At 57.4% G+C, this 25,667-nt stretch carries 25 protein-coding genes; 11 read left to right on the top strand and 14 right to left on the bottom strand.

All coding sequences use genetic code 11. The annotated features are described in order from the left end of the window. Positions 1 to 58: 58 nt before the first annotated feature. The 4 genes from lysM to ABLU87_RS15100 all read right to left on the bottom strand — a co-directional run bounded on the left by lysM (position 59) and on the right by ABLU87_RS15100 (position 2,901). On the bottom strand, positions 59 to 508 hold the full coding sequence (gene lysM, locus ABLU87_RS15115; RefSeq protein WP_009652149.1) for a peptidoglycan-binding protein LysM: 450 nt from the start codon (positions 506 to 508) through the stop codon (positions 59 to 61). 245 nt (positions 509 to 753) lie between these two features. Further along, the gene (locus ABLU87_RS15110) at positions 754 to 1,314 is read right to left on the bottom strand and encodes a nucleotidyltransferase family protein (RefSeq protein WP_122116850.1); all 561 of its coding nucleotides are present in this window, start codon (positions 1,312 to 1,314) and stop codon (positions 754 to 756) included. Between the two features lie 97 nt (positions 1,315 to 1,411). Further along, on the bottom strand, positions 1,412 to 2,056 hold the full coding sequence (locus ABLU87_RS15105; protein ID WP_102802893.1) for a TenA family protein: 645 nt from the start codon (positions 2,054 to 2,056) through the stop codon (positions 1,412 to 1,414). Continuing rightward, positions 2,056 to 2,901 (bottom strand): BtpA/SgcQ family protein, encoded by an 846-nt coding sequence (locus ABLU87_RS15100; protein WP_047723922.1) that lies wholly within the window; start codon positions 2,899 to 2,901, stop codon positions 2,056 to 2,058. The genes ABLU87_RS15105 and ABLU87_RS15100 overlap by 1 nt, the downstream gene beginning before the upstream one ends. 26 nt (positions 2,902 to 2,927) lie before the next feature. Between ABLU87_RS15100 and ABLU87_RS15095 the strand changes: the two genes are divergently transcribed. Continuing rightward, complete coding sequence (locus ABLU87_RS15095; RefSeq protein ID WP_064374677.1) at positions 2,928 to 3,800, top strand: PfkB family carbohydrate kinase; 873 nt, start codon at positions 2,928 to 2,930, stop codon at positions 3,798 to 3,800. Position 3,801: 1 nt separating this feature from the next. Here ABLU87_RS15095 and ABLU87_RS15090 read toward each other — a convergent pair whose 3' ends face one another. After that, entirely contained in the window at positions 3,802 to 4,755 is a 954-nt protein-coding gene (locus tag ABLU87_RS15090; RefSeq protein ID WP_014229396.1) for a substrate-binding domain-containing protein, read from the bottom strand. Between the two features lie 344 nt (positions 4,756 to 5,099). Between ABLU87_RS15090 and ABLU87_RS15085 the strand changes: the two genes are divergently transcribed. The 7 genes from ABLU87_RS15085 to tolA all read left to right on the top strand — a co-directional run bounded on the left by ABLU87_RS15085 (position 5,100) and on the right by tolA (position 11,806). Beyond that, positions 5,100 to 6,122, top strand: a complete 1,023-nt coding sequence (locus ABLU87_RS15085; protein WP_038424520.1) for a LacI family DNA-binding transcriptional regulator — start codon at positions 5,100 to 5,102, stop codon at positions 6,120 to 6,122. 380 nt (positions 6,123 to 6,502) lie between these two features. Next, the gene (locus ABLU87_RS15080; protein WP_162557591.1) at positions 6,503 to 7,249 is read left to right on the top strand and encodes an ATP-binding cassette domain-containing protein; all 747 of its coding nucleotides are present in this window, start codon (positions 6,503 to 6,505) and stop codon (positions 7,247 to 7,249) included. An 18-nt stretch (positions 7,250 to 7,267) separates the two neighbouring features. Next, positions 7,268 to 8,269, top strand: coding sequence for an ABC transporter permease (locus tag ABLU87_RS15075; RefSeq protein ID WP_014229399.1), 1,002 nt, complete (start codon positions 7,268 to 7,270; stop codon positions 8,267 to 8,269). A 3-nt stretch (positions 8,270 to 8,272) separates the two neighbouring features. After that, entirely contained in the window at positions 8,273 to 9,352 is a 1,080-nt protein-coding gene (locus ABLU87_RS15070) for a phosphotriesterase-related protein (RefSeq protein ID WP_122116851.1), read from the top strand. A gap of 13 nt (positions 9,353 to 9,365) precedes the next feature. Beyond that, complete coding sequence (locus ABLU87_RS15065) at positions 9,366 to 10,121, top strand: glutamine amidotransferase (protein ID WP_014838512.1); 756 nt, start codon at positions 9,366 to 9,368, stop codon at positions 10,119 to 10,121. Continuing rightward, on the top strand, positions 10,121 to 11,233 hold the full coding sequence (locus tag ABLU87_RS15060; protein ID WP_048252245.1) for a M20 family metallopeptidase: 1,113 nt from the start codon (positions 10,121 to 10,123) through the stop codon (positions 11,231 to 11,233). The genes ABLU87_RS15065 and ABLU87_RS15060 overlap by 1 nt, the downstream gene beginning before the upstream one ends. A gap of 144 nt (positions 11,234 to 11,377) precedes the next feature. After that, positions 11,378 to 11,806, top strand: coding sequence for a cell envelope integrity protein TolA (gene tolA, locus ABLU87_RS15055; RefSeq protein WP_154919111.1), 429 nt, complete (start codon positions 11,378 to 11,380; stop codon positions 11,804 to 11,806). 50 nt (positions 11,807 to 11,856) lie between these two features. Here tolA and ABLU87_RS15050 read toward each other — a convergent pair whose 3' ends face one another. From ABLU87_RS15050 to ttrS, 4 genes are all read right to left on the bottom strand, one after another. Continuing rightward, positions 11,857 to 13,854 carry a TonB-dependent receptor gene (locus ABLU87_RS15050; protein WP_100248290.1) on the bottom strand — a complete coding sequence of 666 codons (1,998 nt, stop codon included), beginning with the start codon at positions 13,852 to 13,854 and terminating at the stop codon, positions 11,857 to 11,859. A 9-nt stretch (positions 13,855 to 13,863) separates the two neighbouring features. Then, positions 13,864 to 14,922, bottom strand: a complete 1,059-nt coding sequence (locus ABLU87_RS15045) for a YncE family protein (RefSeq protein ID WP_122116804.1) — start codon at positions 14,920 to 14,922, stop codon at positions 13,864 to 13,866. A 170-nt stretch (positions 14,923 to 15,092) separates the two neighbouring features. Then, a complete protein-coding gene (gene ttrR / locus ABLU87_RS15040) occupies positions 15,093 to 15,680 on the bottom strand; it encodes a tetrathionate respiration response regulator TtrR (protein WP_014838517.1) in 588 nt (195 codons plus the stop codon). After that, complete coding sequence (gene ttrS / locus ABLU87_RS15035) at positions 15,655 to 17,427, bottom strand: tetrathionate respiration histidine kinase TtrS (protein WP_122116803.1); 1,773 nt, start codon at positions 17,425 to 17,427, stop codon at positions 15,655 to 15,657. The genes ttrR and ttrS overlap by 26 nt, the downstream gene beginning before the upstream one ends. A 177-nt stretch (positions 17,428 to 17,604) precedes the next feature. Here ttrS and ttrB point away from each other — a divergent pair, with 177 nt between their 5' ends. Genes ttrB through ttrA form a run of 3 tightly spaced genes read left to right on the top strand, consistent with a single transcriptional unit; the run spans position 17,605 to position 22,414 of the window. Next, positions 17,605 to 18,333 (top strand): tetrathionate reductase subunit TtrB, encoded by a 729-nt coding sequence (ttrB, locus tag ABLU87_RS15030; RefSeq protein WP_025106318.1) that lies wholly within the window; start codon positions 17,605 to 17,607, stop codon positions 18,331 to 18,333. Further along, positions 18,334 to 19,356 carry a tetrathionate reductase subunit TtrC gene (gene ttrC, locus ABLU87_RS15025; RefSeq protein ID WP_122116802.1) on the top strand — a complete coding sequence of 341 codons (1,023 nt, stop codon included), beginning with the start codon at positions 18,334 to 18,336 and terminating at the stop codon, positions 19,354 to 19,356. Then, the gene (gene ttrA, locus ABLU87_RS15020) at positions 19,349 to 22,414 is read left to right on the top strand and encodes a tetrathionate reductase subunit TtrA (protein ID WP_348865970.1); all 3,066 of its coding nucleotides are present in this window, start codon (positions 19,349 to 19,351) and stop codon (positions 22,412 to 22,414) included. The genes ttrC and ttrA overlap by 8 nt, the downstream gene beginning before the upstream one ends. A gap of 59 nt (positions 22,415 to 22,473) precedes the next feature. Here ttrA and ABLU87_RS15015 read toward each other — a convergent pair whose 3' ends face one another. From ABLU87_RS15015 to ABLU87_RS14995, 5 genes are read right to left on the bottom strand one after another with little or no spacing between them, the layout of a single operon-like run. Next, positions 22,474 to 23,328: a hypothetical protein gene (locus ABLU87_RS15015; RefSeq protein WP_048262843.1), complete on the bottom strand. Its 855-nt coding sequence runs from the start codon at positions 23,326 to 23,328 to the stop codon at positions 22,474 to 22,476. 27 nt (positions 23,329 to 23,355) lie between these two features. Continuing rightward, a complete protein-coding gene (locus ABLU87_RS15010; RefSeq protein WP_025106314.1) occupies positions 23,356 to 23,856 on the bottom strand; it encodes a fimbrial protein in 501 nt (166 codons plus the stop codon). Between the two features lie 18 nt (positions 23,857 to 23,874). Next, positions 23,875 to 24,360: a fimbrial protein gene (locus ABLU87_RS15005; RefSeq protein WP_122116800.1), complete on the bottom strand. Its 486-nt coding sequence runs from the start codon at positions 24,358 to 24,360 to the stop codon at positions 23,875 to 23,877. Positions 24,361 to 24,380: 20 nt separating this feature from the next. Further along, on the bottom strand, positions 24,381 to 24,908 hold the full coding sequence (locus tag ABLU87_RS15000) for a fimbrial protein (protein WP_049083945.1): 528 nt from the start codon (positions 24,906 to 24,908) through the stop codon (positions 24,381 to 24,383). 1 nt (position 24,909) lies between these two features. Then, positions 24,910 to 25,665, bottom strand: coding sequence for a fimbria/pilus periplasmic chaperone (locus ABLU87_RS14995; RefSeq protein WP_047723935.1), 756 nt, complete (start codon positions 25,663 to 25,665; stop codon positions 24,910 to 24,912). Between the last annotated feature and the right edge of the window lie 2 nt (positions 25,666 to 25,667).

Here is a 25,667-nt window from a genome sequence, read left to right as displayed (position 1 = left end):
CACTGGCCGGCCTTGAAGATAATTCCATCGGCCTGCTACTGCCGAAGGAATTCAGCGCTTACTTCGCCGGAATAATCAGCACCTGGCCCGGATAGATTTTATCGGGATGCGTCAGCATCGGTTTGTTGGCTTCAAAAATACGTTGATACTCATTGGCGGAGCCATACATCGCTTTTGAAATGGCGCTCAGGGTGTCGCCGGATTTCACCGTATAATAACGACTTTCCGCCCCGCTTTGCGCCACCTTCACGCTGTCATTAACCTGACCAACGCCGGTGACGTTACCTACCGCCACCAGAATTTTTTCCTTATCTTCTTGCGAACCGACATCGCCGGTAACCGTCGCGGTGCCGTCGTCCGCAACATCAATATTGACCTTTTCGGCACCGGGCAGATTAAGACCATCAATATGTTTTTTCAGCTTGTCGGCCTTATCTTCCTTGCTGCCGCCGGAGACGGCGTCCCATATTTTCTCGCCCGCTTCTTTGACAAAATTTAATAATCCCATCGTTCCATACCTCCATTACTGTTTCACGATCAAATATTCATCAGACCGGCTAAGCCCATTTCCAGGATGTCGGTTCTGCTACCCAAGAGCGGCAACCGCCTGAAGCAGCACAACCTGCCATCAAAGTATAATCAATAAGCGTCAACGTGCAGGATATTTGCCCGGATACGGCAGGAAAATCGGTACTCTGCCCAGTGGGCATGACATAAAATCAGGCGTTAACCCGCAGTGATGGCGAAAACGGCTCAGGTCGGGACAATCAGCTGCAGGCCTGGATAGCGCTGCAGCCAGCGTTTTTCCGCGACGCGCTGGCGGAAAATAGCCAGCTTATGCTGCGCAAATACCGGCGTGGGCCGCAGACGGAGTGCAAACAGATCGTCCAGCCCGTAGGGCGCGATAACCTCAATAAGCCCTGAACGTCCCATTCTGACCGCGATAGCCGTCGCCGTTTCAGGCCAGTACAACAACGCATTCTCCGTGGAGTGATAAGGTTTATTACCGTTACGTTGATGCATTCTGGCCTGATTCTTCACCGACCAGTTAAAGGCGGATGATTGCTGGCTCAGCCTCTCTTCCAGCGCCCTATCGTCGGCGGCGCTGCCGCTTTTCGCGTCGAACCAGACAACATCCACATCACCCGAAACTGGCCTTTGCCCGTAGCCGTGCAGATGATCCCAGACCGCATCTCTGACAAAGCCGGCGCCAATCCAGCCATCGCTGAGTTCCAGCGCCTGAACGGCGTAAAGCGCGTTCATTCTTATCGGGTCGTTTAACAATAATCTCTGCAATTCATCCTGATAGTTCATGATTTCCCTGAAACGGTGATTAACCTGAGTATGCGTCCAATCATAGTATCAATGTTCAGGGGGCGCCGCTTCGGCGACCCCTTTGTTTAGCGCACGACTACTCCTCGTACGCAGCGTGATGGAAATCAATTTCCCACTGCAGCACATCACCGTAAAGCGCCGACAGCGCCTGCTTTTCGCTTTCACTCAGCGCCATGGCGCAGCGGTCGAGTTCGTTCTTCAGCCAGAGCGCCTGCTGATAAAATTCGTCCTCCGCGTGCATTTCCACCCAGCGACGCACGTCAGCATCGCTCTGGCGATGTTCGCTCGCCCGTCGGCACCAGAAATAATACATCCACTCCGCACCGAACATCAGGGTAACGATCTGCTCATAGCTTCCCTGCCGGGCCGTCCGCAGCATGCCGTCGCGAAAGCGCTGCACGCCGGGCAGATCGTCCGGATAATCAGCGGGAGCTATCCGCCGTTCTGATAACACCTGTTCAAACCATGCAATCTGCGTGTCAACGAGGGCATTCAGGACGCCAATAAGCCAGCGCTGCTGATGAATACCCGGCGCCTTGCTAACCCCGAGAGCAAAAATCGCGATTGCCGTCGCGACAAAGTTGCCCTCAAACACCAGATAGCGGTTAAAGACGGCTGTCGGCAGACGATCCTGTTCGATATCAGTCACAAAACGGTGCTGCTGCATCGCCTGCCACGCCGGTTGATGTTCACGCAGCAGGCGTTCGCTAAACGCTTCCATTACGCATCCTCCAGCGCGGCCTGAGCGACCGACATAAAATGCTTCACCCGGGCCAGCTCAACATCGTTCCACCAGACGCCATCGACCTTCATCGTACTGGCCACAATGACCCCCTGGGTCCGCCCGAGGATCTGACTCACGTTGGCGGGCGTCACCCCGGAGCCCACCAGCAGCGGTAGCTCCGTCGCCGCGCGGATCTCGTCAATTTCCTCCATCGTTGCGCTATCGCCCGTGCGCTGGCCGGTCGCAATTACCGCGTCGGCCTCGAAGAAATCCACGTCGCGCGTGAGCTCCTGAATCGAACGATCGGCAACGATGGCGTGGCTACCGTGCTTGACGTGGCTATCGGCAAAGACGCGAATATGTTCAGCGCGCAGCATGCTGCGGTAGCGCAGCGCCTTAGCGGCCGCTCCTTCAATAAATCCTTCGTTGGCGATATAGGCGTTGGCCCACTGGTTTACGCGGACGAAATCGGCCCCGCCCGCCAGGGCGATCGCCATCGCCGGGATCGCCGCGTTCGCCAGGACATTAATGCCCAGCGGCACACCAAAACGCTCGCGAACTTTCTCGGTAATCACCGCCATCAGCGCAGAGGTTTCATGACCGATATCCTCAGGTTTGGAAAAAGGAATATCACCATGGTTTTCAATAATCAGGCCGTGAACGCCGCCCGAAATATAATTTTCGGCATCGCGAAGCGCACGTTCAACAATACCGGAGACTGATTTCCCTCGATATTTCGGCGTGCCGGGAAAAGGATCGCAATGAATAACACCAATAACAACTTTATTACGTGAAAAAATAGCTTGTATTGCATTCGTTTTTTCTGCTGAGATAGAAACCATCTTATCCATCCTGTTAAGGGAACACTATGCGTGTTTACGTTACTGGTAATATTACCGTAGATGAAACCTGGTCCATTCCGGATATACCGAAAAAAGGCGCGTCCATTCACGGCATTAAAGTTTCGCAGGATATCGGCGGTAAAGGCGCGAATCAGGCGATTATATTATCCCGCTGCGGAATCGACACACGATTAATTGCCGCCACGGGAAATGACAGCAACGGCGAGTGGATCCGTCAGCAGATAAAAAATGAACCACTGACGCTACTACCCGACGGCCATTTCAATCAACATAGCGACACCTCGATTATTTTAAATAGCGCTGATGGCGACAATGCCATCATTACCACGACGGCCGCAGCCGATACGTTCAACCTTGATGATATTATTCCGCATATGGCGGAGGCCGCCGCGGGCGATATTCTGCTACAGCAGGGCAATTTCTCCCTGGATAAAACCCGGGCGCTATTCCAGTACGCCAAAGCCCGCGGTATGACAACGGTATTCAACCCCTCGCCTGTCAATCCTGACTTTTGCCATCTGTGGCCGCTCATCGACATCGCGGTGGTCAATGAATCCGAGGCCGAGCAGCTTAAGCCTTACGGCGTGAAAACCTTAGTGGTAACCCAGGGCGCGGCAGGCGCCTGGCTGGTTCAGGCGGGTCAGCGCCAGTTTTGCCCCGCCGTCCCCGCAGAGGCGCTAGACACCACCGGCGCTGGCGACACGTTCCTCGCGGTGATGCTGGCGTCCGCGATCCTGCGCGGCGTCGAGCCGGATGCGCTGGCGCTGGCGCACGCCAGCCGCGCTGCCGCCATTACCGTTAGCCGTCGGGGGACGCTCAGCGCGTTTCCCGACGGCCACGAACTCACCGCTCTGTTAGCCGTGAACGGCGCGCGCTGACCTACTTGAACAGCGAACGATAGGTATCGACGTTCGCTTTGGTTACCACCGTGGCCGGAACCAGAATGGTTTTCGGCACGGTTTTACCTGCAGTGATAGCGTTCAGCGCATTCAGGGCTTCAGCCCCCATCTTTTCCGGGTCCTGCTGCAGAACGGCGGTGACGTAGCCGCCGTCAATACCGGAAATCGCCTTCGCCGTCAGATCCCAGCCAAAGACTTTAATATCTTTCTGGCGCCCCTGGTTTTCCACGGCGGCGATAGCACCCAGCAGAGCGGGTTCGCCAGTGGCATAGATCGCCGTCAGATCGGGGTTGCCGGTAATCAGGTTCTCCGCTGCGGTCATTGCTTTATCCTGTACGTTCTGGCCGTCGACGACGTTAGCGATGGTAATTTTCGGATTGCTTTTCAGCGTCTCTTCAAACCCTTTCTGCCGCTGGTTCTGAATGGCCGAGTTCAGCGCGCCGACAATACCCAGCCGCGCCTGGCCGCCCATCTCTTTCTGCACGTAGTCCACGAAGTATTGACCAATAATTCTGCCACCTTCGATATTATCAACGCCAACCTGAGCCGCCTGCGGCCCGGCCGGTAATACGGCATCAATCGCAATCACTGGAATGTTAGCGGCGGCCGCTTCTTTTACCGCGGGCATAATTCCGTTAACGTCGATAGCGGCAACCAGAATGCCTTTAACGCCTTGCTGAATATAGTTTTCTATCGCGTCGTTTTGCGCCACGGGATTATCGTTAGAGTTAAAAATAACTAGATCCTTGCCGCTGGCTTTGGCCGCATCCTGCGCGCCTTTATTCATCAGATTAAAGAACAGGGCCTGCTGATTGATTTGTACCAGCGCATAAGTCGGACCGGCGGCGCCGGCGGCAGAAATAAAACTCATTGATGCCAGCATCGTGGTGGCAACAGCAAGTAAACGCAGTTTTCCGGTGTGAAATAACATCATCAGTATCCTCGTCGGGAATAGTTGATAGCCAGCAGAGTTCCGCGCCGCATGCGAACGCAGAAGGATTATTTTTTGGCGGGCAAATATCGTCTATATGGCCAGAACAATCATCGACCGTTCGGCGGATACCTGCTTAATTTCATTCCGGCAACCGGTCCGTGTCGGTGCGCGACTGGAATGAGTTAAACGGGTTTGGGAATGACTTCCCGGATGATGCGGTAAACTGCCTATACAATTCTCCGCAGATTAAATTTTGTCAAGCATTTATTTCCGGTTATTGTTAGCAGAGAAATTGCTGTATCCACCGCGCTTAACTATGTTACAGATAGCCGATTCTGGCAGAAATGGCGCAGGAAATGAGTATAAAACGCGTATTGTTATCCGATGTGGCAAAGCTGGCGGGGCTGTCGAAGGCAACCCTGTCGCGCTATATGAACAACAGTATTGTGCTACCGCAGGACACCATCGATCGCATCGAAACCGCCATTCGCGAACTGGACTATCGCGGCAATAGCCTGGCACGCCGTCTTAGCAAAGGCGGCAGCGAAACGCTCGGCCTGGTGCTCCCCGATATTACCAACCCCTTCTTTGCCGAACTGGCCGATGCCGCCGAAGAGGCCGCTTCTGCCAGCGGTTACAGCCTGGTACTGTGTATCACCCGCAACAACCCGGAAAAAGAGTGCCAGTTTATCCGCTGGCTGGATACCTGCCAGGTCGACGGCCTGCTGTTCACCACCAACCGCCCCGATAACGGCCTGCTGCGCAAAGAAGTCCAGCGTCACGAACGCATTGTCCTGCTGGATGAAGATATTCCCGGCAGTAAGGTGCCGAAAGTGTTTGCCGATAACGTCCAGGGCGGGCGGATCGCCACCGAAAAGCTGATCGCCGCCGGGCATCGCCATATCGCTTTCGTCGGCGGCCCGGACAAGCTGATGAGCGTACGCGAGCGCTATCAGGGCTTCTGCACCGCGATGGAGCAGGCCGGCCTGAGCTGGCCGCCCGAATGGGTCATGTACGGTGACTACCAGCGCGAGTTTGGCCAGCAGGCGCTGCGGACCCTGTTCAGCCAGCCGGTTCGCCCGACCGCCGTCTTCGCCGCCAGCGACTATCTGGTGCTCGGCCTGCTCGACGGTCTGCGCGCCAGCGGGCTCCAGGCGCCGGAGGCGCTATCGTTAGTCGGCTTCGATGACGCCAACTATGCCGATTTTACCCAGCCGCGGATTTCCACTATCCGCCAGCCCGCCCGGGAACTGGGCCGCACCGCGGTGAACATCATGATGCGTCTGCTGAACGACGATCGGGACATCCCGGCGGAAACCCGCCTGCCGGTAGAGTGGATTGGCCGCGACTCGATCAAGATCTGTTAAGCACGTCCCAAAATGGCGCAAAAGCGCCCGCTTTTGGCGCAAAAAACGATCAATTAACATTTTATTCACTATAATCAGTAAACCGGTTTACCGGAGCGTAATGAATAAACTCTATTTATTACATAAGGTTAAATCACAGGGCTGCTGTGTTGTTCCTGCCCTGGCATGGATGCTGCAATGTTCTTACTGGCGAACAAATATCTTACATAGCGTTTGTCCTGACAGTGCTGGCGAGTGCTCTATTCCGCAGGTAAACCGGTTTACTAGCATGTAAACCGTGTCGGATAGCATCTCTCCCGCAGGATGGCGAACATTTTCCCGGCAACAGCGATGGGAGTTATCAGATGCAGCAGCCACAAACTACCCCGCCAAGGGTGGAGATGATTAATATCACCAAGACCTACGGGTCGATACGTTCATTGCGAGGAGTCAACCTTGAGCTGGCTCCGGGCGAGGTGCTGGGCTTAGTGGGCGATAACGGCGCGGGGAAATCGACCCTGACCAAAGTGCTCTCTGGCGCGGTGATCCCCTCCAGCGGCACGATTCGTATCGACGGTGAACAGCAGCAGTTTACTAATCCGGCCGATTCGCGCCGCTGCCATATCGAGATGGTGTATCAGGATCTGTCGCTCTGCGACACGGTCGACGTCGCGGGCAATCTGTTTATGGGCCGCGAGCCGATGAAATCACTCCTCGGTATCCCCTTCCTCGATGAGGCAAGAATGCACGCCGATGCCAGGGAGATGCTAAAAGGGCTCGGGATCTCCATTCCCGATACCCGGCTGCTGGTGCGAAATCTCTCCGGCGGCCAGCGCCAGGCCATTGCCATCGCCCGCGCGGCGGCCTTTGACCCGAAGGTGCTGATTATGGATGAACCCACCGCCGCGCTGGCCGTCGCGGAAGTCGAAGCGGTGCTGGAGCTTATTCGCCGCGTTTCCGCTCGCGGGGTGAGCGTGATTCTGATTACCCACCGCCTGCAGGACCTGTTCCTGGTCTGTGACCGAATCATGGTGATGTATGAAGGTACCAACGTCGCCGACAGACGGGTGGCCGACACCAGCCTGAGCGATATCGTTAACCTGATTGTGGGCGAAAAATTCACCGCCCGCTCTGCGGCTGCACATTGAGGTAACAGGATGAGTATCATGAACTTAAGCAGCTCCCGCATGATCCAGCATTCGCTGCCGCGCCGCCTGCTGCATAACCACTCCGGCGTGGTCAGCATCGCGCTATTTTTCGTCTTCTGCTGCGTGGTGTTTTCGCTGATCACCAGCAACTTTCTCACCGGCACCAACTGGCTCAACATCATCCGTCAGAGCGCCCCGCTGCTGATTGTCGCGACGGCGATGACCCTGGTCATTACCACCGGCGGTATCGATCTGTCGGTGGGCTCCACCCTCGCGCTGGTCGGCGCGCTTTCCGCTATCGCCCTGAATAACTGGGGGCTGCCGTGGCCGGTGGTACTGCTCGGCGGCCTGCTGCTCGGCGGATTGGTGGGCGCCATCAACGGCTTCTTTATCGCCTATGAAGGTATTCCGGCGTTTATCGTCACGCTCGCCACCCTGGCCGTGGTTCGCGGCATCGCGCTGCTGGTCACCCAGGGCTACTCGATTCCGGTTCCGGCTGACAGCCTGTTTACCTTTATAGGACGCGCGTGGGTAGTCGGTATCCCCATGCCCGCGCTGATCGGCATTATGATTCTGGTTATCGGGCATATTGTTCTCAATCATATGCGCTTTGGCCGCTACGTGACCGCTATCGGCGCTAACGCCGAAGGCGCGCGACGCAGCGGCATTAATACCAAAGCGGTCACCATGAAGGTCTATATCATCAGCGGGATGGCCGCCGCGCTGGCGGGGATGATCATTACCGCGCGCCTCGGCAGCGGCTCCTCCAACCAGGGCGAAGGCTTTGAACTGCAGGTTATTGCTGCCGTTGTGCTTGGCAGTACCAGCCTGTTTGGCGGCTTCGGTACCATTATCGGTACGCTGCTGGGCGCGCTGTCGATTGCGGTCATTCAGAACGGGCTGATCCTGTCGCATATTTCGCCGTTTTACACCCAGATAGCCACCGGCACCATTATCCTGCTGGCGATCTGGCTGAACACCCGCATTCTCAACCCCACGCGCTCCGCGGCAAAAGGATAGCTGATGAAAGGATCAATTTTTCGCCACCCCACCCCGCTGCCGCTTGGCGTCAGCAGCGGTTACGTGATGACGGTGCTTGGCCCGCTGCCGATTAGCGAAATGGGGGTTACCCTGATGCATGAGCATATACTGCTGGATGCCTCCGGCAAATGGGTACCGCCCTGCTGCTGTAGCGATCGCCATCTTGCCGAAATGCCGGTGAAAATGGAAAACCTCGGCGAACTGTCGCTGAATCCGCTGATGAGCCGCGATAACTGCCAGCTGTTTGACGTCGACGTCGCGATTGAAGAGCTGACGAAATATCGCGCCCTTGGCGGAGAAACGGTGGTCGACCCGACCAATATCGGTATCGGCCGCGATCCCAACGCGCTGGCGCGCATCGCGCGCCTGACCGGTCTGAACGTTATTATGGGCACCGGCCTCTATCTGGAACCTTCGCACCCCGAGTGGGTAAGAACCAGCAGCGTCGAACAGCTGACCGAACGGCTGATTTACGATCTGGGCGGCGCGGAGGAGAAACCGGACGTGCTCGCCGGGCTCATCGGCGAAATCGGGATCTCGAGCCGCTTTACCCCGGATGAGGAGAAATCGCTGCGCGCTGCGGGCCGGGCCAGCGCCGCGACCGGCGTGCCGATCGAGGTCCATCTGCCCGGCTGGGAGCGGCTGGGCCATCGGGTGCTGGATATTCTCGAACAGGAAGGCGCCGATTTACGCCATACCGTCCTGTGCCATATGAATCCCAGCTTTGCCGATAAGCGCTACCAGCGGGAGCTGGCGCAGCGCGGGGCGTTTCTCGAATACGACATGATCGGCATGAGCTATTACTACGCCGACGAGTCGGCGCAGTCGCCCTCCGACGAGGAGAACGCCCGCGCGATTCGCGAACTGATTGACGACGGCTATATCCAGCAAATACTGCTGTCGCAGGACGTCTTCCTGAAAACCATGCTCACCCGCTACGGCGGCCACGGTTACGGCTACATACTCAAGCATTTTGTTCCCCGCCTGCGGCGCCACGGCGTCAGCGGCGAACAGCTTGAAACCTTGATGATTGGAAATCCCCAACGGGTCTTTGGCGGATAAAAGGAAAGTCATAATGCAGAAAAAAATCTTACTGGTCGGTGAATCCTGGACCAGCACCTCAACGCACGTTAAAGGCTTCGACCAGTTTGCCACCGCCACCTGGCACACCGGCGCAACGGATTTTCTGGCCGCGCTCGCTGACAGTGCCTACGCCATTACCTATATGCCCGCCCACGCGGCGGCGACAGACTTTCCGCTGACGCTGGAAGCGCTGCAGCAGTGGGATGCGATTATTCTTTCGGATATTGGCGCCAATACGCTGCTGCTGCATCCGGACACCTGGCTGAAAAGCCGCCGAACCGCCAACCGTCTGACGCTGCTGCATGACTACGTGGCCGGCGGCGGCTCGCTGATGATGATTGGCGGCTATTACAGCTTCCAGGGGATTAACGGCGGCGCGCGCTATCGCCATACCGCGGTGGAGAAAGTTCTGCCGGTCCGCTGTCTGGCGTGGGACGATCGCATTGAAACCCCGGAGGGTTGCTATGCCGAAGTGACGGAATCCCACGCCCTGTTCAACGATATTCCGGGCGAATGGCCGTGGCTGCTGGGCTATAACGAAGTAGAAATGCATCCGGAAGGCAAACTGCTGGCGACGGTCGCCGGTACCGGTCATCCGCTGCTGGCCATTCGCGAGTATCAACAGGGTCGCTCGCTGGTGTGGACCAGCGATATGTCGGCACACTGGCTGCCGGAAGAGTTTGCTCAATGGCCCGGCTATCGCCAGCTGTGGATTAACTGCCTTGACTGGCTGACGGAACGTCGCTGATGGCCGCCACCCTTGAGCTCGCCCGGCAGCTGCTGGGCTTTAACACCATCAACCCGCCGGGCAGCGAAGCAGACTGCATGCGGTTCTTCGCCGACTGGCTTAACGATCGCGGTTTTGCGGTTTCGCTGTCGTCGTTCGGCGAGGGACGCTGCAATCTTATCGCCAGGCTGCCCGGGGCGAAGACCGGTAAACCGCTGGCCTTTACCGGTCATCTGGATACCGTGCCGCTGGGAAATGCCCGGTGGCAGTACGATCCTTTCGGCTCGCAGATAGAAGACGGGCGTCTTTATGGCCGCGGGTCCAGCGATATGAAAGCGGCGATAGCGGCGTTTGCCGTCGCCTGCGTTCATCAGCGGGAAACGATCCTCTCCGGACGCGGCGCGGTATTGCTGATTACCGGCGGAGAAGAGACCGGCTGCGACGGCGCACGGGCGCTGATCGCCTCCGCGACGTTGCCGGACGTGGGCGCGCTGATCGTCGGTGAGCCCACCGCCAACTATCCGGCGATCGGCCATAAAGGCGCGCTCTGGCTACGCTGCGAAACGCGGGGAAAAACCGCCCACGGCGCGATGCCGGAGCTGGGGATAAATGCTATCTATCTTGCGGCGGATGCGCTGGGTAAGATTCAGCATTTTTCCCCTGGCGCGGCGCACCCGCTGATGAAGCAGCCCACCCTCAACGTCGGACGCATCGAAGGCGGACTCAATATTAATTCCGTGCCGGACCGCACGCGTTTTGATGTCGATATCCGCAGCGCGCCCAATTTACAGCACGCCACTATCCGGCAGCGCTTGACCACGCTGCTTGGCGAAAGCGTCACGGTATCCACGCTGGTCGACCTGCCCGCCGTACTGAGCCGGGAGGATCATGCGTGGATTAAACAGGTTTATCAGCGCTGCCAGCCGCTGCACGCTAAGCCGATTGAACCGCGCGTGGTGCCCTACTTTACCGACGCCTCGCTGCTGCTGCCTGCGTTGGCCGATCCACCCTGTATTATTCTCGGTCCCGGCGAGCCGTCTATGGCCCATCAGACCGACGAGTACTGCCTGCTCAGCCGGCTGGAGGAGGCTGAGCAGCTATACGGAGACATTATCCGCGACTGGATGGCGTAGCCGCCCGCGGCAAAGGCAAAGAATGAGTGACACTGTCACTTTAAAGCGCATACCAGGCGATCGGCGTTTGAATAATATCGCGGAATAACAGAGGATAACCGTCTCGCGTCAGAAACGCATCATCACCAGCAAGGAGGCATTACCATGTCCGTGAAAATCCGCCCGGTGCTCATTTGCACTCTCTCTTTACTTCTTTCCGCCTGCTCGGGTAGTGCTTCTGCGCCGGATAGCGCCGAAGACGCGAAAGTATCGGCAGAAGTGGATAAGATGTTTCGCGATTATCAAACGGGTTCAGATCAATCACCGCAGGCCAACGTCTCACGCTATCTGACGCAGGTTCAGAGGGCTATCTTCGCGAAAATAGACCAGCCGGCGTCCTGGCAGGGGCAAAAATGCTCGGTGCGCTTAACGCTACAGCGTGACGGGACGGTGCATAATCCAGCGGTCGAGAGCGGCGATCCGGCGTTATGCGCGGCGGTAATGTCCGCGCTGAAAGAAGCCAAAATTCCGCCCGCGCCGGATGAAAAAACCTATCAGACATTCAATCATGTGGTTCTGGACTTCAGGCCCTGAGAGCTTTTTTTGCATGTTATCGCAGGGGCTATTCGGCCCCTGCACGATTTTCAGAACTCCACGCGGCCGCCGAAATTATAGCGTCGCCCTTCCAGCATCGCCTTCTGCCGGTAAGCGGTAGTGTAAACCGGGTTCACATCAAACAGATTGTAGATACCGCTCATCAGCGTGACGTGCTTACTCAGGCGATAACGCACGCCTAGATCTACCAGCGCATAGGCATCCGTTGAGCTGGACTTGCCGATATCCGGCGATCTGCTGCGCCAGCTCGCCTTGGTCCACAGTTCAAGATCGGAAGCGGTGTTCCACGTCAGCGAAACGTTGGCCATACTGCTGGGGAAATCGCTAAGCGCATAACCCTTATACTCACCGCTTTTTTGTTCACTGTGGGTATAGGTATAGTTGGCGTTCGCTTTCAGCGCTGCGGTCACCTGCCAGTCGCCGTTCAGCTCCAGTCCGTAGATCTCCGCATCCCCGACGTTAATGTATTGCGACACGCTATCCGCGGTATAGCCGTTGTATTGGCATTGCCGGGTAGCCGAGGCGGTACAGATGGTATGGTCGCTGATTTTGTCTTTAAATTTGGTATGAAAAAGCGTGGCGTCGAGCGCCAGCGCATCCTGCTGCCAGTACACGCCCAGCTCGGTGTTGATGCTCTGCTCCGGTTTGAGATCGTCGTTGCCGATACCAATCTCAGAATAGGGATAAGCGCCGTAGACGCTGGTAAAGCCGGCGTTGTTCTGGCGCAGGTCCGGTTTTTTATAGCCGGCGGATACGCCACCTTTCAGCGCCCAGCTTTCGTCAATGGTCCAGTTGCCGTAGAGCTTAGGCGTAACGTGATAGCCAAAATAGCTGTCATGATCCAGGCGCGCAGAGGTGGTCAACGTGAAGTCCGGTACAATCATCCACGCGTCTTCAGCAAAAACCGCCCAGCCGTGACGGGTGATTTTACTCACCGGGGTGACGCCGGGCGCCTGCTTGTCCGCAATACCAAAGGTGTCATTCAGCTCATTGCGCGTGAAGTTTACGCCTAGCGTCAGCTTGTGATCGGCCAGCGTAAAGGTGTTCGCGCTATTGGCCTCAAAATTATTCTGCTTGATAAACTGCGAGTCCATGCCGGGCACGCGGTACTCCGTGCGGGCCTTTTCGTAGCTGATAAAGTTCTTCACCTCCACCAGGTCATCACCGTACCAGGCATGCTGTGACAGCGAGACCGCATCGCGGTCAAAGCCCCAGTACCACGCTTTATCGTTATGGGTTTTCTCCTGATTGCCTTTGGCGGCGTTCAGATCCCAGAGCTGGGTATCGGTTGGCGAAAGAGAAATTGTGGCGTCCAGATTCCCCGCCTGATGCTTAACAAAACGTTCTTGAGTCGGGCTGTCATCATCGCGACGGTCAAGATAGTCAGCCCCCACGCTGACGCCGAGTTTGCCCGGTACGACGGGCCCCATAAAGAAGGCGTTTGTCTGGTTAGTATTGCCGTATTCGCTTTTCTCCTGCAGGAAGTAATTATCCTCCAGCACCCCCGTCCATTTTTCGAGGTTATACGCCTTTTTGGTGATGACGTTGACCACACCGCCGATAGCGTCAGAGCCGTACAGCGATGACATAGGCCCGCGAATCACCTCCACCCGCTCAATGGCGGCCAGCGGCGGCATAAAAGCGGCTTCAGACCCAATGTGATGCCCATAAGGTCGCGATTCGCGGGTAGACTGCTTGATACCGTTCACCATAAACGAGGTATAGGTCGAATCCATACCGCGCATCTGTACATCGCCGGTCGCCAGGCTGCCGTGGCCGTTGCCCACCAGCACGCCCGGCATCTCGCGCAACGCTTCCGTGACGTTCTGATTGGAACGGGTATTCAGCGCCTTCTCATCGAGCACCGAGATCGTCGCCGGCGCCTCGCGCCTCTCCTGGCTGAATCCCGTGGCGGTCACTACCATCTGTTCTTCATTTATCCCTGCGCCATCAGCGGCGTAGGCTGCCGCGGGCAGATTGACGAAGGCGAGCGCCATCGCCACGTCTATGCGTGTCTTCATCGCCACAAAAAGTCCTTAGAATTGAGTGAGATCGATCTTGAGAACGTAGTCAGGCCGATCGCTTTTTTCGTCCTGTTTGACGCTGGCGTAAAGCGTTCCGCCATCCGCAGAAAGGACCAAGCTGTTGGGCATCGCCGCCGTTTTGAGGGTGTGCTTGAGACGATGGGTTCGCGCATCGATGACGCTAATCGAGCGATCGTTGCGATGGGTCACGTAGATTTCTTCGCGCTTGGCGTTATAGAGCACAGCGACCGAGTTTGGCGAAGCGATACGATCGACCAGCTTGCCAGAGTCCAGCCGCACCACCAGCACATCGCGGGTGTTGGTATCGGCGATATATCCGACTCCGGCGGCGCTGTTCAGGGCGATATTGAGGAAATAGTGCTCAGCGTCAGCCGGATCGACCTTCACGCGGGAAATTAACGTCGACGTTTTGCCGTCCAGGGTAGCCAACTCCCCGTTGCCGGTGACCGCATAGACTTTTTCGCCCGATGCATCAACGGCAAACCCTACGGGGTCGATGTTCTTCAGCGTGTCAATCAGCTGCTGCTTGCGGGTATCGACCACCCAGAGCAGGCCCTGGCCTTTGCGCCCGATCCCTGACACATACAAACGCTGGTTTAGTTTATCCAGCACTACTTCGCGGACGTGGGCCTGTTTCGCAGGATCTGAATCATCGCTGAGCTGAATAGTGTTAATCACCTTATTGGTCAGCGTATCCAGAAGCGTTAGCGAACCATCCAGCGCGTTACCCAAATACAGGATGTGATTTTCTTCATCCAGGGAGAGCGCGAAGGCGCGGCGTTCGGTAACGATTTTCTCATCAATCCGCAGAGAATCCGCCGCCAGTCGAAAGACCAGTCCCGCGGTTTTATCTTTATCAAACGAGGGCGCGGAGGCAGCGTAGAGCGTCTTCTGGCCGTTATCATAGGCCAGCTCGTAAACGCCGTGGCCGAGAGCCTGAGCGCGGAAGTCCCGCTCGGTGAAATCCTTAGCCGAGGCGGAGGGAGCATGCAGGGAAAACGAAATGACCAGCGCGAGGCGCGCGGCCTGCTTCAGGGATGCGGTAGACATGTAATTTTTCTTTACAGTAGCTTACGGAATGCAAACACTAATGAAAATAAATATCATTTGCAATTGCATTCATCTCCATCTTCCCTACCAATTTTTGTGTTCTGATATTAACCGCCGTTTTTTGTTCCCGCCGGGAGCTCTCCACGCTTCATTCATCGGAATCATTAAAATCACGCGATAATCGGCTGTAAGATGCTGACTAACTCCGCCAGACTCCCCGCCTGCATCTTTTCCATCACCCTCGCCCGATGGACCTCCACCGTGCGTACGGCAATGTTCATTATCTCCGCAATCTCCCGATTCATCAGCCCTTTCACCACCAGCAGCGCAAGCTCCCGCTCTTTGGGCGTTAGCTGCTGATAGCAGTCCACGTTCTTTTGCCGCGCAAACCGCTCGCCTGAGGCCGCCAGGCCGTGTTCCAGCGCCGTTTGTAGCGGCTTCACCGACACCGGCTTTTGCAGAAAATCCACCGCGCCGCGTTTCATCTGTTCTACCGCCATAGGTACGTCGCCATGTCCGGTCAGAAAAACCACCGCCAGGGTGCTGCCGCGCTGACGCAGCGCCTCATGTACTGCCTGACCGTCCAGCGCCGGCATCCGCATATCCAGCAGGACAACGCCGGTCCGGAAGAGATCGGCCTGTGCGAGGAAGACGTCCCCCTCTGCCCAGCACATTACCTCGTAACCCAGGCTTTCCAGTAAAAAAGCACATGCCTGGGTCACCGCCAGGTCGTCATCCAGTAGATGAATTATCGCCATTGCCGCTCCGCGCTCCTTGTTGCATGAATGTCAGTTCCACGGCGACACCGGGTCGTCCATCGGGCGCCGTTTGATTTGCCAGGCTTATTTCCCCCCGGACATAGCGGACCAGCCGCTGACAGATAACCAGCCCAAGCCCCATCCCCTCTTGTCGACTGGTCACAAACGGCTGGAATGCCTGAGCAAGCTGCGCCCCGGCGATACCACCGCCGTTATCCTGCAGGACGATCTTCACGCCTCCGGCATCGCGAACGGCATCAATCCACAGCATCTTCGCCCCGGCCTGCGCCGCATTGAGGATCAGATTCGCCAGCACCTGTTCAAGCAGAACCGGCGGTAAGACGAGCGTTAACGGGCGATCGACATCGCTGTTGAGCAACAGCCCGGGAAACTGCTGCGGCATTCGCAGCCACTGCCAGACATGGTCAATAGCCTGACGAACGCTGATACGTTCCCAGTTCTCCGCTCGTCCTGGCTCCCCGTGCGCCTGGCTGACCCAATGGCGCAGATTGCGCAGCGTTTCCGCCCCGCGCTGAGCCTGTTGATCGATGTGGCCCAGCGCGGGCAGTAAGGGATGCTGCGGATCCTGTTTCTGCAAACGGATCGTACAACCCTGCGCATAGTGGCGGATGGCCGAAAGCGGCTGATTTAACTCATGGGCAAAGCCTGAGGTCATCTCACCCAATACGCTCATCTGTCTTGCCGTTTGCAGCGCCAGCTCCTGCTCGCGCAGCCGGATAGCGTTGCGTTCAAGCTGCCTGCCGCGCCGCCGCACCAGCAGCATCACCCAGATATAATTCAGCGTCAGCAACAGCAGCGTCAGCCCGATGCCGCCCATGATTAACCGGTGCTGGATAAGCCAGTTTTTCACCTCCAGCCACAGCCGTCGCTGCTGAGGGTGCTGTTGAACTTCGCTCAGCAACGCTTCCACCTGACGGGTCGAAGCGGGCGCGCCCCAGTGAAAGACGGCGTTATCCGGGGCATTGAGCAAGGCGCGGGTCACGCGATCCGCCAGCGCGTCGCTCACCGCCTGCAGCGCGGCAAACGACCAGTCGGGATACAGCGGGGTACTGGTTAAACAAGGTATCGCCGCCGGCCCCTCGATGACCGCGGTAAAATCGGCTTTATTTACCAGTCCCTCATCAGCCATTTTTTCCAGCAGGCACACCGGAACAATCGCCGCCTGCACTGCCCGTTCACGCAGCAGATAGATCAGCGCATCCGCGGGGAATCCGCTAAAACGCAGATGCAGATCGCGTTCCGGCCGCAGCCCGGCATCGCTCAGCGCCTTGTATCCCAATAAATAGCCGCCGAAGGCCTGAGGATCGATGGCCCCTACCGTTTTGCCGATCAGGTCGGCCGGCGACGCAATACCGCTGTCGCGACGAGTCAAAATGACGCTGCCGATAACGTTGCTTGTCCCGAGCGAAGAGCGCAAAGAGGCCAGCCAGCGCAGCGAAGAATGACTATTCAGCTGGACAAACTGCGCCGGATTGGTCACCACAAACTGCACCGAGCCGTTATTGACCGCCTCCTGCATCTGCTGCAGATCGAGGGGCTGAATGTGAAACTGCTGATCCGTTAGCTGCTGATTGAGCATCACCTCCAGCGGCTGCCAGTGGCTGCGGGTTAAGACCTCGCCGCGCATGGCCAGAACGCCGATATTCCACGACGCCGCCCACCCGCTGCTGTTCAGCAGGAACGCCGTCACCAGCAGCGCCAGACGCTGCACATTTTTCGCTCTCACCCGATTATCCCTGTTCATTATGTTGTTTTAGATCAACAACCCGCCGGGTATGTGGTTAACCACAATAGAGCTGACCCCGCCGCGATTTTTACACTGTAAATCATCAACATTGTTTATTCATCACATGCAAAACAATGACGTGACAAATGTTTCGTTATTGCTGCGCGAGGGAAAAATATGGACAGCAGTAAACGACAGTTTCTGGCGCAGCTGGGCGTTCTCACCGCCGGCGCGTCTCTGGTGCCGCTGGCGGAGGCGAAATTTCCCTTTTCGCCGGCCCGCCGCGAAGGCGCCTCCGGTCATCGCTATGCCATGCTGGTTGACCTGCGACGCTGCATCGGCTGCCAGGCCTGCACCGTCAGTTGCGCAATCGAAAATCAGACGCCGCAGGGGGCGTTTCGTACTCACGTCAATCAGTATCAGGTGCAGTTGGGCGATCGGGTCACCAACGTCCTGCTACCGCGGCTGTGCAACCATTGTGATAACCCGCCCTGCGTGCCGGTCTGCCCGGTGCAGGCCACCTTTCAGCGCCAGGATGGCATTGTGGTGGTGGATAACACCCGCTGCGTCGGCTGCGCCTACTGCGTCCAGGCCTGCCCCTATGACGCGCGTTTTATCAACCATGAGACACAAACCGCCGATAAGTGCACCTTCTGCGTTCATCGCCTGGAAGCCGGGCTGCTCCCCGCCTGCGTCGAGTCCTGCGTCGGCGGCGCGCGGATCGTCGGCGATATCCAGGACCGTCAAAGCCGTATCTCGCAGACGCTCGCCCTGCACCATGACGCCATCAAGGTGCTGAAGCCGGAAAACGGTACCGTCCCCCACGTTTTCTATCTCGGACTGGACGAGGCGTTTGTTACCCCGCTGATGGGACATGCCCAACCCGCGCTCTGGCAGGAGGTATGAATGAGCCAAACCATGATCATTGAGGAAGTGCTGGCCCGTCCGCAGGAGGTGAGCTGGCTGCCGTGGGCGGTGCAGTATTTCTTTTTCATCGGCATTGCCGCCTGCGCGGCGCTGTTTGGCTGCCTGCTTCACTGGCGCAAAAGACACGATGCGAAGCTGGAACGGCTGACGCTGCTGATTGCTCTGACCTGCGCGATTACCGCGCCGCTGGCGCTGACGGCGGACCTGCATCAAACCGCCCGCTTCTGGCACTTTTACGCCTATCCCACGCCCTGGTCGTGGATGCCCTGGGGGGCGCTGTTTCTGCCGCTATTCACCCTCTTTCTGGGCCTGTGGTTTGCGGTACGGCAGTTAGGTCTGCTGCGCAATAAAAGTGACAGTGTCACAAAATGGCTGGCGCTGGCCAGCGCGCTTACCGCGACGGGGCTGCTGCTTTACACCGGACGCGAAGTCTCCGTGGTTCAGGCCCGCCCGGTCTGGTTCAGCTACGCCTTTGTGCTGGCGATGTTCTTTAGCGCGCTGCAAACCTTTTTCGCCCTGCTGATTGTCGCGGTACGCAATGATTTTCAATGCCAAAGGCAGTTGGCGATATGGCAGCTCTCAGCGCTTATGCTGCTGGCCGTCATCGTGGCGATCTGGGTCAGCGGTGATACCCTTTCCGGCTCGGCTATTCGTCAGTGGCTGGTCATTTCGCCTTCAGCTCGTCATTACGCGATCGGCTGGCTGGCATGCTGGCTTATTTCATTGATCTTTTGCGCGCTTGCCCTGCGTTATCCACTGACGCTGCCCGTTCGCGCCCTGCTGACCGTCAGCGCCATGGCGCTGAGCTGGCTGATGCGCTGGACGCTGCTGATTCAGGGGCAAACCATCCCCAAATTTAATGCCCAGTTTAATCCCTATACCCTGCCGGTCGGTACCGACGGCTGGCTCGCTATCCTTGGCACATTCGGCCTGTGGATTGCGCTGCTCATTATTGTCCGTGAAACCGTAAACGGACTCGCAAGGAGAAGGCAACATGGCTAATTTAACCCGTCGTCAGTGGCTCAAAGTCGGCCTCGCCGCAGGCGGTCTGGCGTCTTTCGCCCTGAGCTATCGCGAGGTGGCAAAGCGCGCCCTTGACGGCCTGCTCAGCGGTACATCCGGTAAAGTGACCCGCGATCGTATTTTCGCTAATGCGCTGATCCCGGAAGCCAATGCAAATACCGGCTGGCAACAAAATTCTCGGCAGGTTATCTCGATGACCCAATGTTTTGGCTGCTGGACGCAGTGCGGCGTTCGGGTGCGGGTGGATAGCGAGAAAGGCGAGGTACTGCGCATTGCCGGCAACCCTTATCACCCGCTTTCTCATGAGCACCACCTCGACTCTTCCATTCCTTTTTCAACCGCCATGGCGCAGCTGGCGGGTGAAAGCGGACTTGATGCCCGCTCTACCGCCTGCGCGCGCGGCGCCACGCAGCTCGAGGGACTCTATAGCCCGCTGCGGCTCCTTGAGCCGATGAAGCGCGCGGGTAAACGCGGCGAAGGGAAATGGCAGCGCATCAGCTTTGAACAACTGGTGAAAGAGGTGGTTGAAGGCGGCGATCTGTTTGGCGAGGGGCACGTTGATGGTCTGCGCGCGATTCACGATCCGATCGCCCCCGTTGACCCGCGGCATCCGGGATTCGGCCCAAAAACCAACCAGCGACTGGTCACCAACACCAGCGACGATGGGCGCGATACCTTTTTACGCCGTTTTGCGCTGAACAGCTTCGGCAGTAAAAACTTCGGCGCACATGGTTCCTACTGCGGGCTGGCCTATCGCGCGGGCTCCGGCGCCTTAATGGGCGATCTGGATAAAAACCCGCATGTGAAGCCCGACTGGGATAACGTTGAGTTCGCCATGTTTATGGGAACGTCGCCCGCCCAGTCAGGCAACCCCTTTAAACGCCAGGCCAGGCAGCTCGCCAGCGCCCGCCTGCGCAATGGCTTTCAGTATGTGGTGGTCGCGCCGGCGCTGCCGCTCACCACGGTGATGGCAGACGATCGCGGGCACTGGCTGCCGGTGATCCCCGGGAGCGATTCGGCGCTGGCAATGGCGATGATTCGCTGGATTATCGAAAACCGGCGCTACAACGCTGATTACCTGGCGCTACCGGGCGCGCAGGCGATGCGGCAGGCCGCTGAAAAGAGCTGGACCAATGCGACACACCTGGTCATCACCGATGACCAGCCGGAGCTGGCCGGACAGCATTTAACCCTTGCTCACCTGAATGCGGAGGGCGCCAGCGAACCGGTGGTGGTTAACGAAAGCGGTGACGTTGTCGCCGCCAGCGGCTGCCCGCGCGGCGCGCTCTTTGTAACGCGCCAGCTAACCCTGCCGGACGGGCGCAGCGTGACGGTCAAAAGCGGCTTCCAGCTGCTGAAAGAGTCCGCTGAAAAGCTCACCCTGACACAGTACAGCCAGCAGTGCGGCGTCGCGGAAGATAAGATCGCGGCGCTGGCGGATGCCTTTACCCGTCATGGCCGTAAAGCCGCGGTCATTACCCACGGCGGCATGATGGCCGGCAACGGATTTTACAGCGCCTGGGCGGTCATGATGCTTAATGCGCTAATCGGTAATCTCAGCCTGGAAGGCGGCGTGTTTGTCGGCGGCGGCAAATTCAACGGCGCGACAGACGGCCCGCGTTACAACCTGGAGAGCTTTGCCGGTAAAGTGAAGCCGAAAGGGCTCAGCATCGCGCGCAGCAAAACCGCGTATGAATCCTCCGAAGAGTATCGCAGCAAGGCGGCGGCGGGCGTCTCCCCCTACCCGGCCAGAGCCCCGTGGTATCCGTTCGTCGCAGGACAGCTGACCGAGCTGCTGACCTCGGCGCTCGAAGGCTATCCCTATCCGCTGAAAGCGTGGATTTCCAATATGACCAACCCGCTGTACGGCGTGCCCGGGCTACGCGCGGTTGCGGAAGAAAAGCTAAAGGATCCGCAGCGGCTGCCGCTGTTTATCGCCATTGACGCATTTATGAATGAAACCACCGCCCTGGCCGACTATATCGTTCCGGATACGCATAATTTCGAAAGCTGGGGATTCAGCGCGCCGTGGGCCGGCGTCGCCAGTAAGGCCACCACCGCCCGCTGGCCGGTCGTCCCTGCCGCCACCGCAAAAACCGCTGACGGTGAGCCTGCGTCAATGGAAGCATTTTGCATTGCGGTGGCGAAGCGTCTTAATCTGCCAGGATTTGGCGAAAACGCCATTACCGATGCTCAGGGTAACCGCTATCCACTCCACCGGGCTGAGGACTATTACCTGCGCATGGCCGCGAACATTGCATTTATGGGTAACGCGCCGGTTGCCGAAGCCATTAGCGAGGATCTGACGCTGACCGGGGTGCAGCGTATTCTGCCGGTTATCAACCAGACCCTGAAAGCGGACGAAGTGAGCCGGGTAGCCTTTGTCTACTCCCGCGGCGGGCGCTTCGCGCCGGACACAAGCGGTCGAGCGGAGAATCGCGTCGGTCAATTGTGGGAAAAACCGCTGCAGATCTGGAACGCGGAGGTTGCCGCCCACCGCCACGCCATCACCGGCGAGCGCTACAGCGGCTGCCCGGCATGGTATCCGGCCAGATTGTCCGACGGACGCGCTATCGAAGCGCTTTTCCCGCGACAGCAGTGGCCGCTGAAGCTGATCTCGTTTAAATCCAATACCATGGCCAGCGCCTCGACGGTGATCCCGCGCCTGCATCATCTTAAGCCGACCAATCTGGTGGCGCTGAATCCGCTGGACGGCCAGCGCTACGGCCTGGCGCACGGCGACCGCGTACGAATTTCCACGCCCGGCGGCGAGGTTGAAGCCGTCATTAGCCTGTTAAGTGGCGTAATGCCCGGCGTCATCGCGATTGAACACGGCTACGGGCATCGCGAAATGGGCGCGGCGCGGCACACCCTCGACGGTGAGCCCATGCCGTTCGCTGCGCAGATTAAAGCCGGCATTAACCTTAACGATTTGGGATTTGCCGACCCAACCCGCGAGGTCAGCAATACCTGGCTGGACTGGGTCTCCGGCGCGGCGGTGCGTCAGGGGCTGCCGGCAAGGATTGAGCGGGTGTAGACCGCTTCGGTACGTACAGGGTTGTGCTCCTTAGCGTACCGGTATCGAGGCGGCCATGATTAGTTATAAACCACCATCATCACGCCGGTTCCGTTGAAGGCGCCGGTTGAGGTTGGCGTCCCAGCCAGCGTTCCTCTTAACCGTAGCGAGGACTGAGATCCGGAATAGGTGGTATTACCCGGCGCTGAGTTAGCTGCCCCAAGTCCCAGATTGGCACGCATGCCGTTGCTGAGCGGGATATAGGTATTGCCTGTTTGTAGCTTTAACACATAGCTCACCGAGGAAGACGTGCAGGAAACGCCCACCGTACTATCAGCCGTTTTGCCCGCCGCCTGGTCAAGCATTAGCGTACCGAAACTTAGCGTTACCTGAGGCACAGACATGGCGCACCACTCGTTTAGCGGTGGCGCCGTCATGCAGTTTATACCGCTACCGGCTCCCGGCGGATAAACAAGGTCGGAAAAATTGAAGTTACCATTAGCTTCACGAAGCGTGTATCCAAAGCAGACGGTGGAAGAGCCTCCCACTACACTATAATTTCGGATGGAAATTTGATTTCTGACGCTATCGACGCTCGCGTTAAGCACTTCTCGCCAGGTTCCCTTATACGGGACGCCGGGCGGAGGATAACTCGTGGCAACATCCGATGTCCCCCAAAAGTCGCCATTCGCAGTCAGCGCATTTGCAACCAAAAGCCCGCCATTACTGCCTAAGTTCGCTGGTGTATCCAGGCTGACGCTACCTGAACTCACGGTAATATCACCTGTGGTGATAATCCACTCAGTACCCGTACCGAAAGGTACCAACCTTACTGCGGTGACCGTTTTCCACCGATAGTTTTCACCGTACACGGGTACAGAAACCGGCACGATCATGGCTGCCGCTAAGGCTGCCTGAAATAGCTTTTTCTTCACCTGCACTCTCCTGTGCATAAAATAGCGTTACTGGTATTCGGCCCGCAGGGTTGCGGTGGCGCTAAATAATCCTTCCACCAACTCCACCCCGTTGCGCTGAACAAGGAGAGCTTCAATACTCGGCAGCGTCACGCTATTGATGTTGATGGCCTCGCCCAGCTTAAACGGCTGGCCGTTCTGGTAGATTTTCACGCCAAGATTGGCCTGCTCAGGGGTCACCACGGTGGCATTGTCGGCATCAAACCCGGCCGCGTTACCGCGTACGCTAAGCCGCAGCTGCCATGCAAGGGTGCTGTCTTCACATTTCAGGGTTAGTGGAACGGTTTCACGGTATTTTCCCTCCACGATTTTTTTTATTCGGACATCACCGAAATCCACATACACAGGGCCGCCTTCGCTTATTGAGCAAGCCGGTGGCGTCACCAGAGTGCCGATAAACTCGAGGTTTTCCGGGTCTGCCGCCTGAAGAGATGACGTCATCATCAGGCCGACCAACAGCAAGGGGGCATATCCGCTCAATTTCATCATGTTGTTTCCCTGCGCCATTTACTGATACTCCACGACAAGCGAAGCCATGACCCTGAACGGCCCACCGCTCAGAGTCACTCCGCTTTGTTTGATGGGGGCGGCGTAAAGCTTGGGGATATTGGGGTCGGTGAAATTTAGCCAGGTGCCAACGTTAAGGCGGGTATCACCATTGTACAGGGCGATGCCCAGCCCGCTTTGACCTCCCGCCAGCGCCGTGCTGTCAAAGCTTGCCGCTGTCCCCGTTATGCGCACTTTCTGTTTTGACGATACCGCCATGGAGCAATCTAAATCGAAATCAATCAGCTTCCGGTATTGCGTCCCGTCGATACGGGTGGTCATCACCTCGCTGCCAAAGTTGACGGTGATAACGTTATTGTTATGTACCACGCACGGAGGCGCTTCTATTAAGGTGCCGCTAAAGTTAACCGTTGCGTCGGCCAGCGCGCTGGTGCCAAAGCACAACGTAAGGGGAAGCACCAGGCCACGCAGATTTATGGGGGTCACTATGTCTCTCTCCTCTCGCGTCACTGGTAGTCAATGACCATGGTGCCTGTGCCGAAAAACGGACCTGCGGTAAGCGTGGCGTTATTCTGAGCCACGGGTACGGCCCACAGCCTGGGTTTATTGGCTGTGCCATTGAAGTTGACATAATTGCCGGGAGTCATGAGCGTGGTGCCGGCACTTCCGCTGTACAGCCGTATGCCCAGGCCCCCTTTACTGGTCAACAAAAGACCGCTGCCAAAACTCGCCAGAGACCCTCGAATCGTCAGTTTGAGGGCATTACTGTTCAGGCCAGTACAGGTGAGGCCATATTGAATCTCTTTCTTATAATTCACTCCGTCTACCAGACGAGTAATCAGATCATCACCAAACTTCACGTCTACGGTGTTGTTACCGTCAATAACGCACTGCGGCCCATCGATCAGGGTGCCGTTGACGGTGATAGTGGTGGTATCTCCTTCAGCGGCCTTCGCCTGTCCGCCGGAAAAAAACAGTAAGGCTCCAGCCATCATCAGATACGCTCGGGATGTTATTGAGTGTTGGCGCGTCATATCAGCCTTCCTTTGGTAGTGCCACTTTTCCCGCCCGGCACAGCGTCCCGGTGCAGGTAAACGGTAATAATCGCGCGCTGCCATAATCATTAATAAACATCAGCGTCGGATTATTTCCCAACCGCAAGGTGGGTAGCGTCAGCGCCGCTTTATCTTTTGGAGAAACCATCACGGGCTCGAAATCGTCCAGCGCTTTTCCGTTCAGGCTGTCACGCGCTTCAACAAATGAAAAATGGTACGGTGTCGGATTATTAACCTCATAGCGGTCCCCCTTACGAGCGAGGGTCAGCGTTTCTACGCCGGGCACCGCATCAAGCAGGGGATCAACCTTAATCCCCTTTGGTCGCCAGAACACTTTCATTCGCGTCTGCATAGCCAGCATCAGAACGTTAGGTTTGTCGGATTTTGGCGGGATCTCGCGTAAGTTAAGCCAGAATACGCTTTCTCTGTCGTTGGGCAGTGAAGAGGCATCCGCAACCTGCTGTACCCTGATCATCGTTCTACCGTCGGGCTCAATACGCTGTACGGGCGGTAAAACCATCAGAGGGCCGTTTATTTTTTCTTCTTTCTCGTTTTCCATCCACCCCTGGGCGAGATAGGGATCCTGCGTATTATTATTTTTCACGCTCAATCCGACAGATTTCTCCCCTTCATTGAAAATAACCCGGGAGCGTTCCACAGATAATGCAGCCTGAGCTGAATGCTGGCTTCCGGTAAACAGTAGAATACCCAGAAAAGACGTTAATTTAAGTTTCATAC

The sequence above is a fragment of the Klebsiella sp. CB_Kp196 genome (genome assembly GCF_040061575.1).
In the GTDB taxonomy this organism is placed as follows: Bacteria; Pseudomonadota; Gammaproteobacteria; order Enterobacterales; family Enterobacteriaceae; genus Klebsiella; species Klebsiella michiganensis.
Note: the sequence above shows the minus strand (reverse complement) of the source record. Positions and strands in the feature narration are given on the sequence as shown.